Source organism: Micromonospora sp. R77 (genome assembly GCF_022747945.1).
Lineage (GTDB): Bacteria > Actinomycetota > Actinomycetes > Mycobacteriales > Micromonosporaceae > Micromonospora.
The window spans coordinates 400793-418778 of record NZ_JALDST010000001.1 but is presented as its reverse complement, the minus strand read 5'-3'; the positions used below and the strand labels follow the sequence as shown (position 1 = coordinate 418778).

The 17986-nt window shown below is 69.1% G+C and carries 10 protein-coding genes; 6 read left to right on the top strand and 4 right to left on the bottom strand.

Going from position 1 to position 17986, the window contains the following annotated elements:
• Positions 1-8: 8 nt before the first annotated feature.
• The 3 genes from MRQ36_RS01860 to MRQ36_RS01850 all read left to right on the top strand — a co-directional run bounded on the left by MRQ36_RS01860 (position 9) and on the right by MRQ36_RS01850 (position 2182).
• On the top strand, positions 9-284 hold the full coding sequence (locus MRQ36_RS01860) for an HPr family phosphocarrier protein (RefSeq protein WP_242792037.1): 276 nt from the start codon (positions 9-11) through the stop codon (positions 282-284).
• On the top strand, positions 277-1950 hold the full coding sequence (gene ptsP / locus MRQ36_RS01855; protein WP_242792034.1) for a phosphoenolpyruvate--protein phosphotransferase: 1674 nt from the start codon (positions 277-279) through the stop codon (positions 1948-1950). Before MRQ36_RS01860 ends, ptsP begins: the two co-directional genes overlap by 8 nt.
• Positions 1951-2032: 82 nt before the next feature.
• Positions 2033-2182: a helix-turn-helix domain-containing protein gene (locus tag MRQ36_RS01850; RefSeq protein WP_242792019.1), complete on the top strand. Its 150-nt coding sequence runs from the start codon at positions 2033-2035 to the stop codon at positions 2180-2182.
• Positions 2183-2519: 337 nt separating this feature from the next.
• On the opposite strand, the gene MRQ36_RS01845 is transcribed toward MRQ36_RS01850, so the two are convergent.
• From MRQ36_RS01845 to MRQ36_RS01835, 3 genes are all read right to left on the bottom strand, one after another.
• Positions 2520-12311 (bottom strand): hypothetical protein, encoded by a 9792-nt coding sequence (locus MRQ36_RS01845; protein ID WP_242792016.1) that lies wholly within the window; start codon positions 12309-12311, stop codon positions 2520-2522.
• A gap of 57 nt (positions 12312-12368) precedes the next feature.
• A complete protein-coding gene (locus MRQ36_RS01840) occupies positions 12369-14687 on the bottom strand; it encodes a hypothetical protein (RefSeq protein WP_242792013.1) in 2319 nt (772 codons plus the stop codon).
• Between the two features lie 74 nt (positions 14688-14761).
• The gene (locus tag MRQ36_RS01835) at positions 14762-15814 is read right to left on the bottom strand and encodes a CE1758 family FMN-dependent luciferase-like monooxygenase (protein ID WP_242792010.1); all 1053 of its coding nucleotides are present in this window, start codon (positions 15812-15814) and stop codon (positions 14762-14764) included.
• A gap of 35 nt (positions 15815-15849) precedes the next feature.
• Between MRQ36_RS01835 and MRQ36_RS01830 the strand changes: the two genes are divergently transcribed.
• Both MRQ36_RS01830 and MRQ36_RS01825 read left to right on the top strand, forming a co-directional pair.
• Positions 15850-15993 carry a hypothetical protein gene (locus MRQ36_RS01830; protein WP_242792007.1) on the top strand — a complete coding sequence of 48 codons (144 nt, stop codon included), beginning with the start codon at positions 15850-15852 and terminating at the stop codon, positions 15991-15993.
• A 14-nt stretch (positions 15994-16007) separates the two neighbouring features.
• Positions 16008-16754 carry a zf-HC2 domain-containing protein gene (locus tag MRQ36_RS01825; protein ID WP_242792004.1) on the top strand — a complete coding sequence of 249 codons (747 nt, stop codon included), beginning with the start codon at positions 16008-16010 and terminating at the stop codon, positions 16752-16754.
• 32 nt (positions 16755-16786) lie between these two features.
• Here MRQ36_RS01825 and MRQ36_RS33750 read toward each other — a convergent pair whose 3' ends face one another.
• Positions 16787-17428 carry a response regulator transcription factor gene (locus tag MRQ36_RS33750; RefSeq protein WP_242792001.1) on the bottom strand — a complete coding sequence of 214 codons (642 nt, stop codon included), beginning with the start codon at positions 17426-17428 and terminating at the stop codon, positions 16787-16789.
• A 242-nt stretch (positions 17429-17670) separates the two neighbouring features.
• Here MRQ36_RS33750 and MRQ36_RS01815 point away from each other — a divergent pair, with 242 nt between their 5' ends.
• Entirely contained in the window at positions 17671-17817 is a 147-nt protein-coding gene (locus MRQ36_RS01815; protein WP_242791987.1) for a hypothetical protein, read from the top strand.
• Positions 17818-17986 lie beyond the last annotated feature (169 nt).

Here is a 17986-nt window from a genome sequence, read left to right as displayed (position 1 = left end):
AGGATCCGATGCCCACCAGAACAGTCCTCGTCGGCTCCGCGAGCGGGCTGCACGCCCGCCCGGCGGCCCTGTTCGTCGCCGAGGCGGCGAAGCAGCAGGTGCTGGTCACCATCCGCACCGGCGACAAGAAGCCCGTGCCGGCCCGCAGCATGCTCGCCGTGCTGTCGCTCGGCGCCAAGAAGGGCACCGAGGTCACCCTGGAGGCCGACGGCGACGGCGCGCAGGCCGCCCTCGACACTCTGGCCAGCCTCCTCGAACGTGATCTGGACGCCGTCGATGCGTGAGCTTCGGGGGATCGGGGCCAGCCCCGGCGGCGCGGCGGGGCCGGTCTACCGGCTGGCCCCGCCGCCGGCCCTGCCGCCGTCGGCGGAGACCGTTGATCCCTGGGCCGAGAAGGCGGCCGTCCGGGCCGCAGTCCTCGCCGTCGCCGCCGACCTGACCCGGCGTGCCGACACCGCCCTGGACGCGACCGCCGCCGAGGTCCTGCGCGCGCAGGTCATGATGGCGCAGGACGAGACGCTCGTCGACGCGGTCGACGTCGCCATCGACGGCGGTGCGGACGCGCCGCACGCGATCACCGACGTGCTCGCCGGGCACCGGGCCGCCTTCGAAGCCGCGGGCGGGTACCTCGCCGAACGGGTCAGCGACCTCGACGACGTGCGGGACCGTCTCGTCGCGGCGTGCCTGGGGCTGCCGATGCCGGGGGTGCCGGACCCGGGCCACCCGTACCTGCTCGTCGCCCGCGACCTGGCGCCCGCCGACACCGCCGGCCTCGACCCGGCCCTGGTACGGGGCATCATCACAGCCGAGGGCGGGCCGACCAGCCACACCGCGATCCTGGCCCGGACCCTCGGCATCCCGGCCGTGGTCCGCTGCGCGGGCATCCTGGACGTGGCCGACGGCACGCTGGTCAGCCTCGACGGCGCGAGCGGCGAGGTGGTCGCGGACGTCTCTGCCGAGACGGTGACCACCGTCAACGCGGACCGGCTCGCGGAGATCGAACGCCGGGCCCGATCCCGAGGCCCCGGGCGCACCGCAGACGGCCATTCCATTGCGCTGCTCGCCAACATCGGTTCCGCCCGCGACCTCACCGGCGAGGTGGAAGGCGTCGGCCTGTTCCGCACCGAGTTGCTCTACCTCGACCGCGGCGACCCGCCGTCACACGAAGAGCAGGTCGCCGCGTATCACGACGTCTTCGCCGCGCTGCCCGGCCGCAAGATCGTCGTACGCACCCTCGACGCCGGCGCCGACAAGCCGCTGCCGTTCCTGCGGCTGGCCGATGAACCCAACCCCGCGCTGGGCATCCGTGGTCTGCGGGTCGGGCGGCAGACACCTACCGTGCTCACCACCCAGCTGGCCGCGATCGCGGCGGCCGCCGCGGCGGCGGACGCCGACGTCTGGGTGATGGCGCCGATGGTCGCCACGGCGGGGGAGGCGTCCGCGTTCGCCGAGTCCTGCCGCGAGCACGGCCTGCCGACCGCCGGCGTGATGATCGAGGTGCCGGCCGCGGCCCTGCGCGCCGGCCAGGTGCTGCGCCACGTGGACTTCCTCAGCATCGGCACCAACGACCTCAGCCAGTACACGTTCGCCGCCGACCGCATGTGTGGCGAACTCGCGGAACTGCTCGACCCTTGGCAGCCCGCGCTGATCGCGCTCCTCGCCTCCTGCGCGGCAGCCGGCGCCGAGGCGGGCAAGCCGGTCGGTGTCTGTGGAGAGTCCGCCGCGGATCCCGCATTCGCCCTGGTGCTGGCCGGCCTGGGCATCACCAGCCTGTCCATGGCGCCCCGCAGCATCCCGGCGGTGCGCGAGTCCCTGGCCGCGCACACCCTGGACGAGTGCCGCCAGATCGCCGAGGCGGCCCTGGCCGCCGCCAGCCCCGAGGCAGCCCGGGCGGCGGCGGTCGGTGCTTCGCGCCGGCTCCGGTCCGGCGACAGCGTGTCCGTGCGGTAAACCCGTCACGGTCCGTTATGGCACGGCCTGCGTCGCAAGAGTGGGAGAAGGCATCATCATCGATGCCGACACACGCAGGCTCGTGCCACAGACCTTGAATCGCCAGGTCCGTCCACTGTGGTTCGGCGCGCCGGTGCCGGAGATCGCGCGCCGGCTGCGGGTGTCGCAGACCGCGGTGTACGGCTGGCGCAAGCGTCGATCAGCGGTGGACCTGGCCCGGTGTCGGGCCTGATACCTCGGATGTTCGTCCAGGTCGCGATGCACGGAAAGCCGCCGCCGGGAACCGGCGGCGGCTCTCGCATGTCCCCGTCAAGGGACGTCAGCTGACCGGGCAGCGCATGGGCGAGATCACCGAGGCCCGATCGGCCTTCGGTAGCTGACGCCGGCAGTACGGGACAGAGAGCAGGATCCGGATGGGCCTGCTGCTGGGCCACCACGCCGCCCGGCCGCTGACCACCTGGATCCGGCTCCGCCGCCCTACACGAGCGCCAGCGCCTGCAGGCACTCATCGAGGCCGTATTCGCGTGTTGACGGCTCGCCGAGGTTGAGGGCCGTCAGCGAGACAGCCCCTAAGGGCACCGGAGAACGGCGGCGGCCAGTTTCTCTAGTGCCTCCTTGTGTGCGGCCATGGGTTCGTGCTCGGTTGTATGGAGGGTGCTGATGGCCTCGACGGCTTCGGACTTCTGTTCAGGGGTGAGTTTGTGGCGGTTGTCCGTGATGAACTTGTCGGCGGCCTGGACGTCGGTGAGGGCGCCGGAGGCGATGGCACCGATGATCCGTACCAGTGAAGGGGTGAAGTCGTCGATGCCGACCGCGGCGACGACCCCGGCAAGCTTGCCGGTGGTCAGGCCGTCGCGGTCGAGCTGTTCGGCGCGGTGCAGTTCGGCGGTGACGGAGAGCAGCGCCTCCGTGCGGTTTGCGTCGTCGGCGTTGAAGTAGTCGGCCAGAACGTGGGCGTGGCCGGCTGTGGCCAGTTCGAGGACCGGCTCCAAGGTGGCCACGGACGGCTGGTCGGGCACTCGGCCGATCATGTCCTGGACCTCGGTCAGGTGGTACCACATCTGGTCAGGGTTCCAGCCACGCAGGCTGTCGCGGACGGAGTGCCGGTGCGACTGCGACCGCAGGTCGGGTGCCCAGATCAGCGTCCCGAGCCGGTCGTCGATGCGCTTGACCGCGGCGGTCGGTCGGCCCAGCGCGGCCACTGCGCGCAGCGTTGCCTGGTCGAGCGTGCGCCATGTCTGCGCTGAGGCGAGGCTCTGGTTGGCCGGGTGGGTGGCGGTGGCTGCCCATAGGTTGTCCAGGTGCATGGTGAGCCCACCGGTGTCCGGCTTGGCCGGGGGGTGCAGGATGGCCGCGCCGTAGGGGGTGAGCCGCTGCACCAGGTGGTCATGCCGCCCACGGGTCACGACGATCGGCAGTCGGCCGCGCTGAGCGAACTGTTCCATCAGTTCGTTGACGGTCTTGATGTCCTGGTCCACGAGGTTGAGGCCGCGCCCTACGCCCAGCAGGATGACGACCTCCCCGGGTGGGAGGCTCGCGGCGAGTCCGTTGACCAGCCTCTCCGGTTCCGGTCCATGGGACGAGACGACATAGAGGCGTCCGTGCTCGGTGACCGTGTCAGCCCGCCGCAGATCCCAACTCGGTTCCGGAGCCGCCGATTGCCCTGGGTCGGTGGCGGTGGCCAGATCGACCAGGCCGGCCACCGTCGGCAGGACCGCCGCCATGTCCGGCACCCGCTCGCGGACCGCACCGAGCGTCTGGTCGAGGGTGAGCAGCAGGTTCTGGTACATGTCCACGATCACGGCCGGCGGCAGGTTCCCCTCGCCCAGCAGCGCGCCCTGCAGCCGGGCGGCACTCGTGCGCAGGTGTTCCGCCAGGTCCAGCGTGTCGGGGTGTTGCGCCAGACGGGTGGTCAGAGTACGGCCGACGCCCTGGATGCCCGCGGCGACCCGGGCCATCTCGATCGGGTCACGTGTCGCCTCGATGACGGGCGGCGCGGCCACCGGGACGGTCCGGGCCACCGCGACAACGGGCCCGGCCGGGACGTACGCGCCGTAAGCGCCGTCGCGGCCCTCGATGAACAGCCGCGGCGTACCCTCCGGGCCGAACCCCATGCCGTCGGGCTCCCCCGGATCGACGACGACCACGGTGACAGCCAGGGCGTAGGCGACGGCCTCGGCCAGCGTCCCCCGCGGGAGCGCGACCCGCAGATCCTCATCGGCCAGCATCGCGCCGTACGTGTGCGCGACCGACAGCCCCTCGGCGACCTGCGACACCAGCGCCGCTGCCGTGTGGTGGCCCTCGTTCTCCAGGTCGTACGCCACGAACTGCAGATCCGACTGGTCGAGGATGTCGAGCAGACTGAGAGGTTCGTCCGGATTCCAGAGGTCCCAGGCCCGTTCGACCGCCGCCCGTGCGCCGACGTCGAGCAGGTAAGCGATCGCCTCCTCGGTTGAGGTGCGCATCGCCGGCGGTGCGACGACAGAGTCCCGGATCCGGGCCGCCACGTGTCGCCACAGACCCGGGGGATCGCTCACCGGCAACGGCACGTTCTGTCCCGCAGCGGCGGCCAGCACCGCGATGGCCAGCGCGTCCGGCCCGGTGGCCAGCGCGCCGCCGACCGGCCGGGAGAGGGCGTCGGGCACTGGAACAATGTCCGTGGTGTGCGATGGTTCGTCCTCCGGCTCCGCCAACAGGGCAGGGCTCGCCGGGGCAGCCATCGTCGTGTCGGTCCCGACGGAGGCCGTGTCGTCCGCGGGGGCGGCTCCTTCGACGCGGGCCGCGACCGCGGCGGCTCGCCGGACGCTCGCCGCGCTCAGCATGGCCAGCGCGCGAAGCTGACCCTTCGGGAACAACTCGAAGTCCTCAACGGTCGTGCCGGCCGTTTCCGGGGTACGCCGGAGCAACTGCTCCGGGTCCTCGGTCTTGCTCCAACCCAGGACGGCCAGGCGGCGCACCGGGTCGTCGTCCGTCAGCGCCAGAAGCAGGAGCTGACGGGCGGTCCCGTCCGCATCGACCAGGTCATCCACCCGTATCCGGCTCTCGCCCGCACTCACGTCGACGCGGTTGACCGAGAGCCCACGTCCGGCGGCGGCCGACAGCAGCTCCTCGAGGAGCAGCCAATTCGGAGCCTCGCCGTCCAGGCGTAGGTCCAGCCGCAGCACCCTCGAGCCATCGACGTTCGTTTCGGTCATGTCGACGTCGTCCTGCCGGCCCACGAGGAAGAGCTCGGCGGTCGCGGCCTCGTCCTCGACCACCTGGAGGACCACACTCACCGTGGCATCTCCCCGGAACTCGGGCAGATCCAGACGCGGCAGGGTCGACTGGCCGACCGCCGCCACCCGGTCGCCGAATTCCCGGACGTTTTTCAGCAGGTCGACGTCGTTCGACGACCGGACAAGGATCCGGTCGATCCGTTGTTTGAAGTGGTCCGGGAAGGCGGCTGAGCGCCAGTCGTCGAGCGTGTCACGTACGGCGGGCGTCGGCTCCTTCAGCAACGCCAGAGTTTCTCCGCTCGCCATGCTCACGTCGTACAACCGCCAGATCTGCTCGGGTCGGATTCGATAGCGCCGCCACAGGCCGTTGGCCCAATCCACCGCATGGCGGGCCAGCTGCTGCGGAGACATCCAGGCGGAATCGCGATACACCTTGGACTCGACGTCACCGGGCGGGGCTGTCGAGCGGACGTACGCCTCGAACAATCGCGGATCCCCGAGCGCCTTCTGCTGCGACTCCCGCTTGATCACTAGGTGCGGCGGCACCGACGTGGGCAGCTCGAACGCCCGTTTCGCCGCGAAGAGCAGATCGATCTGCGTACGACCAGCGGCATGAGCCCGCTCCGGTAGATCGGTCAGAACCCGCTCGGCGTTCACGGACACCCGGGCAAGCAGGGCCGGCGCCCCCGGATAGTCCAGAGCCCGCCAACCAGCCCGCCGCAGAGCAGCAGCGACGCTCGTCACCGCCGTGAACCGGTCCGCCTCGGTGTTGAGCACGGACAACCGGCCCCGCAGTTCCTCCGCTTCACCTTGCCACGCCCGCGAAAGATCCCGCGGATCGGTGTGCAACAGCGACGACACCATCAACAACCGGACCGGCTCCACCACCTCCCACTCCTGGGCGATCCGCTCCACCTCGCCAGGCCTGGGCACCCGTCCGACGTGCAGACTGAACGCAGTCACCCACTCCTGACTGAGATCCCCCAGCGACACACCCAGCCGCAGGATGTTCTCCACCTCCCAACCGCCCGCCGGATCCCGCTCCTGCCGCTCCTGCCGCAGATCCTCCAGAACATCGAGCCAGGACCCCAGCCGGAACCACCCGCCTCCGAACACGATGTCCGTGTCTCGCCCGCCCAGCCCGAGGACCCCCGCATACCAGTGGCGGATCGCCCTCTCCATGCGCCTCGGAGCATCGAGATCTCCGAGGGTGAGCCGGAAGTCACTCATGAACGCGCCCCGGAGGGGCGTCTCGACCGGGAAGCGCTCACTCATTTTCTGGAGTTGGCGCACGACGTATTCCCTGAACCGCTCCGTGCCCTGCGCGAACACCTCGCCGCTGGACCCCCACACCGACCGCGTCATTCGCATCAGCCGCGCCGGGCGGATATTGAGACGGTACGCGACGAGCTCGATGTTGCGCAGCGCCTCCGCATCGACGACGGCGTCTCCGAACTCGCGCGTCGCCTCCGTGACCGCGTCGGCGAAGCCGACGAGCCAGCTACCGTCCTCGAGGAGCCGGTCGATCAGAGTGTCGGTCGAAACGCCGGTACGCCGACTCAGCCCCAGCAGCTCCACGAGTTCGAGGTCGACGGAGCCGGCCAGGGCGGCCTCGATCTCTTCCGCCTCGACGTCCAGACGCTCGGCCCAGTAGGCGTCGGCGAGCAGCATGTCGGGGTCGCCCGTCGTCGACCTGTGGAACGGCCAGTCGCCGCCCTCGTCCGGTTGCAGCTCGGCGTCGATGAAGGACGCCCACTCGGCCGCAGTGGCTCCGTCTGTCGACCGGAATTGCGCGGCCAGCAGGTAAGCCAGCTCGCCCGCGGTCTCGCTGAGCTGCTCGACGATCTCCCGGGCCAGGATCCGCAGCGGCCGGTCCAGGCTCTCCGTGGCCCGCACCACGCCGTCACCGGCCAGCCGGAGAGCGTCGATGGCCAGCGCGATTTCGAGGCCCTCCGTCGAGACCACCGGCAGGTCGTCGCTGTCCAGCCGGTCTTTCACCGTGTCCGCCCGGTCGCTGTCGGGGTCGGCCAACCGATGAACCTCCAGGGCTAACGTCCCGGCCCTGCGAGCCGCCTCGGCCCGGTCGGCGGCCAAGATCTCCAGCACGACGTCCCGCGCGGAGTCGGCCACACCCTCCACCGCGTCGAGTATGCCCGGGACCGGGTGGTCCGTCGGGAGAGCGCCGCGCATCGCACTGGCCGCTTTCCGGATCGACGAGGCGCGCTCGTTCACCCGCGTGAAGGGGTCGCTCCGCAGATAGTCGGGGGCCAGGTCGAGGATTCGTTCTCCCAGGTGGCGTAGTTCGGACAGGAGTAGGCCGTCCGGGCCGTTGCCCCGGGCCCCGACCCACAGCAGCGCCTCCAACGTCTGGTCGTCACCATCGACGTTCAGGAACCGCCGGAGCTCCGTGACCAACTCGTCGGTGGACGGCCGCTCGTCCAACGACGTCACCCGACCCAGCAGCGGCACCAACGGCCGCAGCAACGACACGTCGACACCCAGCCCGACGGCCAGACCGGCCACGTCCGCCGGATCGACCCCACCGGCCAGATACGCCGTCCGCAGCACCTCCTCGGCGACCAACGGAACACCCGTACGCTCCGCCAGATCCACCAATCGGGCGGCCCCGCCATCGCCGAGCCCCACGCGGTCCGCCGTCACCCCCACCTGAGCAAACCGATGCTCGAGGTGCTCCATCCGGCGCACCCATCCCGCCTCGACCACCGCAGGCACCGGCACATCCGGCAGATCGAACAGCTGATCGATCACAGTCTCCGGCCGTACCTCGGGCAATGCCGCCGCCACCAACCGCAACGGATACCGGTTCGCTTCCGGATCCCGCGAGCCGAACAACTCGCCCAAGTTCTGCACAAAGAATCCCAACCGGGCACTGTGCTTCATCCACTCGGCGATCAGTGGACCGTCGAACCCGTGCGCGACCAGACGGTCCCGCACCGCGGTCCCGTACGCCTGGCCCTGCCGGCGCACCGCCGACACCCGCGCCTCACCGAGCAACTGCGGGTCCACCACCTCGACCCGCAGACCCGCGACCAACCCCGGCCACCGCGACACCACAAAGAACACGTCGAACGGCTCGACACCGAGGACCTCAGCCGCCGCGACGAGCGAAGCCGGCACCGCGAGCCCCAGTGCTCGCGCCCACTGCGCCGACGTGGTGACAATCCGCCCACGGCTGGTCCGGATGCTCTCCAACGCCAACTCAGCCGGCAACTCCGCCAACAAGGCCAACGGAACACCATCGCCCCGCAGGCGATGCAACTCCGCCCGCTCACCGGCGTCCAACCCCAACCCGGACGCCAACCGCACCACATCAGTCAGATCAATCCGATTACGCACACCCTCCCCGGCCAACGCCTCCACCAGACGATCAACCCACGCACCACCGGACGGATCCACCACCACCGAATCCCCGGCAACCCGCGCCAGCACGTCCCCCACCGCGGCGACCACCTGCTCCGGATGCAACCCCAGATCCCGAGCCACCGCATACGCCGGCGGCGACAACACCACCGGCACCCCACCCAGCACCTCCGACAACTCCACCAACCGCCGCTCACCAGGCTCATCCAGACCCAAGTCGCGCGCGACCCGCCCCACCGCGGCCTGATCCACCACCCCACTCGCGGCGATCCGAAGAACAGCCCTCCACGGCAACCCGGCAGCACGCAACTCGGCGGCAGCCATCCGCGCGTCGGAGTGTGTATCACCCGTCAGCACAGTCATGTCTGGAGCCGACTCGCCGAGGACGGCACTGCCCTTCCGGTACGCCTGATCGACCAGGAGGAGGAGATCGTGGAACTCCGCACGAACCGCCGACAGGCCATCCGGCGTCATCGTGCCCAGCCGCGAACGCACGAGGTCGACCTGCCGAGCCAGCTGGTCCAGCACGCCGAGGGCATCACCGGCCGCGGTGTCCCCGGCGGTGGCGGCCCGCGTCAACCTGGCCCGCAGCGACCGCCCCACACCGTAACGCCCAGTCACCGTCAAGGCGGACAGCATCGCGTGCAGCCCGTCCGGCTCCTTCGGCACCAGGTCGTCGAACCGCACGGGCGGCGTCGGGATCGACCGCACCATGTTCACCAGGACGTCACCCGGTAGTGCTGTCGGGTGATGCGAGAAGGGTGGGGTTTCTGCTTGTTGCCACAGGTTGTGCCGGGCGGACACGAATTCGTTGATTGCGGGGAGCGGATGTTGGTTGTGGAGCCGGTCGGGATGGGCGTGCTGCTTCTGCGCCAGTCGGGTGATCGCAGCATAGGCCTGCTGATAGACAAGAACAGTGTCCTGCACGATGCCGGGAATGGTCTTTTCGGCGCTTGCGGCGAAGTTTTCCCACATTGCCGAGGCCGTGTCGATTTCGTGCAAAGTCGCCGCGTCGACCGTGTCGCGTTCCGCGTGTGACCGTAGTTGCTGCAGCCATCCGGTTATGGGGATGGTCGCAATTTTTCTCAGCTCGTCGACGAGCTCGCGCCGGCTGTCGGAGTCCAGATCCGGGCGCAGCAGTGCGGGCCGCTGCGAAAGATTGTTGTCATCGGTGTCGGCCAGCCGTGGTCGCGGAGATTGCTGGACAGCCGCCGGGTCCAGGTCCGTCACGGCTGCGGCGGCCTGCCCGGTGGTGTTCGTCGGGGCAAAGTCGACGAAGGTCACACCCACGTACTGGTTGTACTGGGTAGAGCCCTGCAGCGCCCGCTCGATGCGGTCCACCAGGTTCTCGGCGGAGGCGACCCGCTGTCTCGCTCCTTGCAGAATCGTAAGGGTGTGGTCCCGGAAGCGGTTGGAGGGTGGTAGGCCGTCCCGGGCGGCAAGCATGGCGTCCCTCGCGTAACTGAGATTGTCCTGGGCTTGCCAGAGATTGGTGCTGGCCCGCTCGAGCAGGCGCCGCAGGGATGACTGCGTCTGCTGCTGATGTTGGAGCCGACCGGCGATGTTGTCGTGCGTGTCTCCGATTTCTCGGTCGACCTGGTCGACCGCTCGGTTGATGGCGTCGAGCTCCCGCTCCCGGATCCGTGGCGGGTTTTCGTACGCCGCCGTCATGTCCGCTATTTCTTCTGTCTGCCGATCGATGTCAGGCAGGCCGGAACGGCTGGTGTGGAGGTAACGGAACTCGCCGCCCACTACGTCGTGCGCATCGACGCCGTCCCGGGTGAGGTTGATCCCAAATTCATCCCCGACGTCATAGAACGGCACCGGCGAACCGTCGAGGTAGCGGTAGCCGTAGAGAATGTTGTCGGCTGCCCTGCCAAAATACGCATTGTGGAAGAAGTTGGCTCCACCGGTCGAGCTGTCGTAGACCTCCGGCAATCCATCGACAACGATATCGATGTTGTCATATCTGATGAAATACTCGTTCATCATGTTCTTGATGGATTGAGCGCGTTGTCTCAGAAAAACCTGGGCACGGTCGGGCAGATCGGCGTGCATGTCCGCGAAGTTCTTGCGGGTGGCGAGCAGAAGGAAGTGTTTGGCAATCAGCGCTGGCGTGCGGGTATGGTTGTAGATGAACCTTTTTATGTTCGTTCCGAGATGGGGATACAAGAACGCGAGGTGCCCGGCGATCTGGCGTGCATGCCAGGGAAGTCCGCGGGCGCGGGTGTACTCCAGGAAGTCGGCGGCGACCCGGTCACCGATCGCGAGGCCTTCCCGGGCCAGGTCCCGCAGATCCTGACTTCCGGTGTGGTCGAAGTTGTTCAACGCGAACTGCACCCAGTTGTACAGTGAGTAGCTCTTCAGGCCCGCAGTCCACTGCGTGTACGGGGCCGCAAACTCGCCGCCCAGGACCATGACACTGTCGGCCGCCGAATTGCCGGAGCCGCTCACGGAGAACTCGATGCCCGGCACGTTGCCCAGCGCATCCCCTAGTGAGACGTACCGCCCTTCCGGGATGGTGAGAAGTCCACGCAGGGCTCTGGAGCGGGCAGATCGGACTGCACTGAGGCTGAGAGCGTTCTCGTGCTCCGTGACTCTCGCGGGCCGGGAGACGATCTCAATGATCCAGACACGGCCGGTCCGACCGTTGATCGTCCGATGCTGGCTGTCAACCTTGAAGATTAGTTCAGGGGACCAGGCGAGGACCTCACCCTCTTCCAGAGTGAACTGGTTGTCCGGCGACCCGATCTGGATGGCGACCTCGGTCTCCAGCCCAATTCGCCAGGTGGTGTCGGCCGCTGCGATCTCGGCCGCGGTCGGCGCCAGCCCGTCCGGCGCATGAGCCTGCTGGTGGAACGTGGCCTGCACGTCTCCGTTGTCGTCAGCCTGGTACGTGACCCACGGGGCGCCGATCACACTGGGGTCGTCGACGACGACATGCCCCCGGTCGGTCGTTCTCACCACGCCCATGGCCGCTCGCACCGGCACCGCGGCGAGTTCCCGCGCCAGACCACGAGCGAACCACAGGCCCGCCTCACAGGCCACGATCGTGATCGGGCGACCGTTCCAGTGGGGATCACTCCGGATCAGGCCGGCTACCACTGCCGGGTCGTAGGTGTGTCCGCCCGCGACCAGCTCACCCTCGGCGCCCTCCATCGAGAGTTTGTAGTCCCCGCCGACCACGAACGCATCGGCATGCGACTGATGAGCCGTATCACTCTCGTGCAGCAACCGCAGGCCCGCATCCGAGTACACCGGCCGCACCGGCCCAAACACCTTATCCACCGGGCTGTCCGAGGCGGCATGCGCATCAGCCAGGTGCGCCGCCGGGTGGACGCGCACGAACGTGGCGCGGGCGACGTCGGTGACGAGACCGCCGTGCTCGTCCAGGTGGGTCACCCGGCCGGCCGTAGCCCCCGACAGATTGGTGGCCGCTGCAGACCTGGCCGGCAGGTCGACGGGAAGCCCGATAGCGTCCGCCCGAGAGACCACGTCGAAGTCCGGCCGGTCCAGCTCGGCGGCGAGGGGCCGGTGCACAGCGGCGGTCAGGCTCTCCCGTGTTTCGGCGAGCAGCGCAGCCCGGACGAGTTCTGAGCCGGCGAACTCACCGGGCAGTCGCACCTCCAGCACCGCTCCGCCAGGAGCGCTCCGGCGGGGGGCGGTGAGCACTTCCTGCGGGATCGGCTGCCTGGTGGGGTCCAGCCAGCGGCCGGAAGTCACCCAGGTGTTCATGAACTCGGGACATTCCAAGGGCGTGGTCATCATGACTCCTCGGTGCTGCGCGTTGCGGCGTCGACATCGACCGACGGAAGCGAAGGTTCAGTGGCAGAAGTTGATCTCGCGCTTGAGGTCGGCGGTGCGGGTGAGGAGCTCGACCTTCGGCTCGGGCATCAGGCTTTCGGCCAGCGGCAGAAACACCTTCTCCAGGCGGAAGTGCCAGGGCACCCGGTCCTCGCCGGTCAGACACGTCTCGGTCAGCACAGCCCTGAGGTGTTCTCGGACGGTCTCCCAGTCCGCCCCTCGGCCGGCGTTCGTGGCGAACTCCGGAAAGTACCGTTCGAGCAGACGGCTGACGGCGTCGAAGATCAAGGCGTGGGCATGCCCGGTGGGCAATTCGCCGATGGTGATCCGTGCCGTGTCCGCGGGCGACTGGTCCGCCGCGTCGCGCAGCACGACCGCCTGCTGCGGCGCGATCTTCCGGTCGAGCATCGCCTGAAAGAGCAGGCCGTCCCAGAGCAGCCGGGTCTGATACGGCCCCGGCACGTGCGAATCGTTGGCAATCGGCGGGAGCGACCGGGCGGTCAGGTAGTCGAACACGAACGTGAGGTCGACCGATCGGTCGAACGCGATCGGCGGCTCCGTGGTCATCGTGAGCCGGGCGGTGGGTTCCAGTGCCGTCTCCCCGGCTCGGAAGCCCACGTTCGTACCGATGGCCGCGATCACCTCGAAGGCTCTGAGCCGGCGATCCGAGGGCGCAAGCTCGGCTGTTCCGGGCAGGTCGTTCTGCTCGGGCTCGGTGGTCGCCTCGCGCATCTCGCGCAGCCCGTCGACCGCGGACCGGGTGGTCAGCTCGGCCAGGTTGGCCTGGACGTAGTCGCGAGCCTGTTCCCAGGTGTCGGTGTTGAGCAGCCCACGCACCACCGGCGGGACGGGTAGAGGTCTGTCCTGGCCCGGTGCGGCGGCGTCGTTCACGGCCTGCTGGTCGAGCGGCCCGGAGGTCCGGCTCACCGTCGAACCGGTCCGCACCTCGATCGTGAAGTCCAGGTTCTTCGGGATGACCTGCATCAGCGTGCCACGATGCCGTTGAACGATCGCTTCGACGACGTCACTGCGCGCGCTCGCGATGACAATCGGCCGGGCTCCCGCTGCCTGGAGCCGCTGAAGCGTGGTGCCCAGGACGTTGCGCTGGCCGGGGTCGAGGGTGCGCTCGGTCCGCAGTTCCTGCACGTCGAGGGCGACGACCGGCAGGCCGGTAACGTCGATCCGATCCAACCCCAGCCGCTTCTGTGCCGACTCCGGCCAGTCTCCGATCAGGACCATGCCGTCGCGGGGGCGGGCGATGGCCCCCGGTGGCACGCCGATCAGCGGCGCCGGTGGCACCGATGTGAGAATCTCGGCGGGTACGTCTGGAAGCGCGGTGGGTTCGCCGTTGCTGTCGAAGACGGCGGTTACCGTCTCCTCGCCGTACAGCACGGACGTACGCCAGTCGGCCGAACTGTCCACGGAGAACGGCACCCGCTCACCCGCCCGGGGGTCGGCCCACGAGAGCGCTCCGTCCCCGCCGCTGGTCAACCACAACAACTGCCTGGTCGGCGAGCTGAACGAAAGCCCGCTGACCAGGGCGGCGGCACCTGGATGAGTACGGAGGAAGTCGATCGTCCGCTGGGGCTCGACCATCGCCGGACGGGCCCCGATCACATCGAACGTCTCGCCGACCCCGAGCGGTCTCGTGCGCGTCCGCAGATCGGTGAGTTGATCTGGAGCCCGGTGGAAGAGGGAGATGTAGGTGCCGATGGCGTACGTCGTGGCATGTTCCTCCCGGCCGCGGTAGGCGTCCTGGTCCGCTGTCGGCGCGGGCTCGACACCGAGCTCGGCTTGCAGGTCACCGACGATCGAAAGCCACTGTTCGGCCTGGGCGGCGGGGTCAGCCGCCGACCGTTCGAGAGCGGCCGAGAGCCTCTCCAGCGCGGTCCGCTGCGCCATCGCGTTCCGAGGAAGGACCAGGTGCGCGGCCGGCTCCGCGGCCGTCTCGGTGCCGGTGGCGTCCACCGCGACGAACGATTCCTCGCCGCGCATCGACGCCGGGGCGTACACCGGAAGGTCGTAGCGGTCGGCGAACTCCCGCAGCCGGGTCGCGTCCACGAGCACACCGAGTGGACTGAGGGCGACGAGCGTGATTATCGCCCGGGCTGCCGAGTCGAGGTTTTCCAGATACGAGCGCAGCCCGTCGCGGTGTGCCGGCTCGATGTCCGTGCGCAGGAACATCGCGACCTGGCTCGGCACCGGTATGTCTTGGGCCGTGGACCGCAGCGCCTCGTCAACCAGATCGCCACCGGTGAGTCCGGCCTGGAAGTAGAAGCCCCGGCCAGGCACCGACTGCAGCGTACCCCCGAGGCATTCGATGATCTTGCCCGGCACGTGCACTCCTACTGTTGATGGTCGGGGCGGCTCAGGCATTGAGGCGATGACGACGGATGTCGGAAACCAGGTATTCAGCGCGGTGGTGCCGTGTCGGACGGCGCCGGGGCGGGCCGGTCCGCGTCGAACTCGCGGCGCAGCACCGGCAGCACCTCGGCGCCGAGCAGGTCCAGTTGCTCCAGGACCGTCTTCTCCGGCAGTCCCGCGTGGTCGATGAGGAAGAGCTGACGCTGGTAGTCACCCACGTAGGTGCGAAAGGTGAGCACCTTGTCGATGACCTGCTGGGGGCTGCCGACCGCCAGCGGCGTCTGGCGCAGGTACTGCTCGAGCGCAGAGCCGGACGCGTACGGGGCATTGTCGAAGTAGGGCCGAAAATCCTCGACAGCGTCCTCCGAACGCGGGCGGACGTACACCTGGCCGCCGAGGCCGACGATCGCCTGGTCAGGATCGCCGTGCCCGTGCTTCGCGAACTGCTCCCGATAGTGGCCGACGAGCGCCGCGGTGTGCTGCCACGGCCAGAACAGGTGCATGGCGAACAGACCGTCACCGTGCCGGGCGGCGAGTTCGGCGGTCTCTTCGCTGGCGACCGCGGCGTGCCAGACGAAGGGCGCCACATCGTCGAGCGGCCGCGGCACGGAGGTGAAGCCGCGTAACGGCGTGCGGAACGTGCCGGTCCAGTTCACGTCCTGCTCCGCCCACAGGCGGCGTAGTAGTGCGTAGTTCTCGGCCGCGAGCGGGTAGCTGTCCCGGGCGTCCCTGCCGAACCACGAATACGCCTGCCCGGCGTTGCCCCGGCCGAGCAGGAGGTCCAGGCGTCCGTCGCAGAGGTGTTGCAGCGTCGCGTAGTCCTCGGCGATCCGTACCGGGTCGCCGGTGGTGATCAGCGTGGCCGCCGTCGACAGCCGGATCCGGTTGGTGCGCGCGGCGAGGTAGGCGAGCACGGCCACCGGCGCGGAGGACGCGTACGGCGGCTGGTGATGCTCTCCCAGCGCGAACACGTCGAAACCCACCTCCTCGGCGTGTTCCGCGATCCGCACCACGGATCTGAGCTTCTCCCGCTCCGTCGGCCGCCGCCCGGTCAGCGGGTCGGTCGTGCGGTCACCGATGCTGTAGACGCCAATCTCCACAGCCTGTTGAGACGGACAGCGGCATGCTCAGGTTCATGAGCCGGTCGGGCAGTGTCGTGGACCTGCTCGGCGACGACCCGGGTCCGCCGATCGCCGACGGTGCCGGGAACAGCTACCGTGTCGAGCAGTACGACAGGCAGGACCGCGCCCGCGACCAGCGTTGGATGCTCATCAAGTAGTCATGGGACAAGTGATGACCGACCACATCGGCGACGCACACGTCGAGGAGTCGACCCTCGGGTCGCACTTCCTCGGTGAGCTGAGCCCGGCAGAGAGCGACGCCATCCATCGGCACCTGCAGGACTGCGACTCCTGCCGGACGCAGGCGGACGCCGTCGTCGACGCCATCGCCCTTCTGGAACTGGCTGACCTGGCCGCGGAGCTCGGAGTCATCACCGAACCCCCGGCGCGAGACAGCCATCCGGCGCCCGTCCTCAGTAGCCGTCCCCCCGGACGGACCGGAAAGACCGGGCCGGTCCGATCCCGTACGCGCGGTAAGCGCACCCGTCTCGTACGCCTCGGTTCCCTGCTGGCCGTCGCCCTGGTCGTCGCCGGCCTCGGGCTCAGCGCGCTCGTGCGCGGGCCCGGCACGCCGGACGCCTCGGTCACCACGGTGACCGTGAACGCCACCGCGAAGGACGACAGGTCGGGCGCCACCGTCTCGATCTTCCTGACCGGGCTGGACGACGGCGGCACGCGGGTGCGCGCCACCGTCGTCGGCCTCAAGGAAGGCGACAAGTACGTCCTGTACGCGGTGACGGCCAATGGCACGACACACCGCGTCGTGCAATGGCTCGGGCAGGCCGGTGTGCAGGACGTCACGGGCGACCTCGCGGGGGTGGACGTGGGCGACCTGTCCTACTTCACCGTCTCGCGCGATCCGTCCGGCACGGTCGTGTCGGTGCACCTGACGAGCGCGGCCGGCAAACCGCGCAGATAGCGCTGACCTACGTCCGAAGCGCGGGCCGCTGCTCATGCGGCTGAGGTGGACCGCCAGCCCTTCGAGTAGTGGCCCAGCTCAATCGCCACCCGGGTCAGGTCAGCCTTGTTGTTGACGTTGAGCTTGGCGCGGATCCGCTTCGCGTACGTGTTCACGGTCGCCTGCGACAGGCCCATCCGGGTCGCGATCTGCGAGTGGGTCAGTCCCGACGCGATCAGGCGCAGCGTCTCGATCTCCCGTGGTGCCAGGCTGGTGGCGTCCTCGTCTTCGGCATTGGTCAACTCCAGTTGGAACCGACCGGCCATCTTCGGACACACGTAGAAGCCGCCCTGCACGATCACCCGCATCGCCTCACGCACATCGGCCTGCTCCGCGAACCGGCTGATGCAGCCGCGCGCGCCGGCCCGGATCGTGGCCAGCAACGTCGCCGAGCCGGTCCACGACGAGCTGACCAGCGGCCGGCCCAGAGCGGCCACCTTCGCGATCTGGATCACCGTCGCCACGTCGATCTGCGGAAGATCCAACACCACCGCGTCGTACGAGCCAGCTGTCGGGTCGAGTTCCGCCACCGACCCGACAGCGGCCGCCACCCGCATGTTGGCGTCGTCGGACGCCAACTTCTCCATGCCCGCGCGGGAGATCGGATGCTCCGCGACGATCGCAACTGTGAACACGCGCTCCTCCAAGCTTCTGCTACCACCCCCGGCAGGGTGGGGGCAGCCATCAAACGGCGCGCGACCGTCCCCAGTTCACGCTTTCGCGAAAATCTGCGAGTCGCCTCGTCGAGGACCTCCCCCCGCCTCGAAGAGGGGATTGCGGCCGGTCCCGATCCCCTTCCTAGCGACCCGACGGCCGGGATGACCCGCCAGGTCACCCCGGCGGTGCGGTCCTCGACCACCTCGTCAGCATGGGGGACATGGTTGTCAGCCCCTACTTGGAGGACTACAGCGTCTTGAGCACCGGTGGCAGGCTGACCGTGTCGAAGCAGGCCGAGGGATCGAGGGATGCGGTGCTTGGCTCGGAAGAGTTCGAGACGCGATGCCGGCGGCGCTACGCGACGTGACAGCGCAACTCCTTAGATCAAGAAACGCCGCATGCCCGACCCGCGGGATATCTTCGACAGCATGGCCCCGGGCCTGATGCCGCCCGCCTGAACGGTGCCGGCAGGCGTACTTTGAGCGATGGTCGTCGAAAAGTCGGTAAACCGAGGGTCTGATGCGGGTGGAAGACGT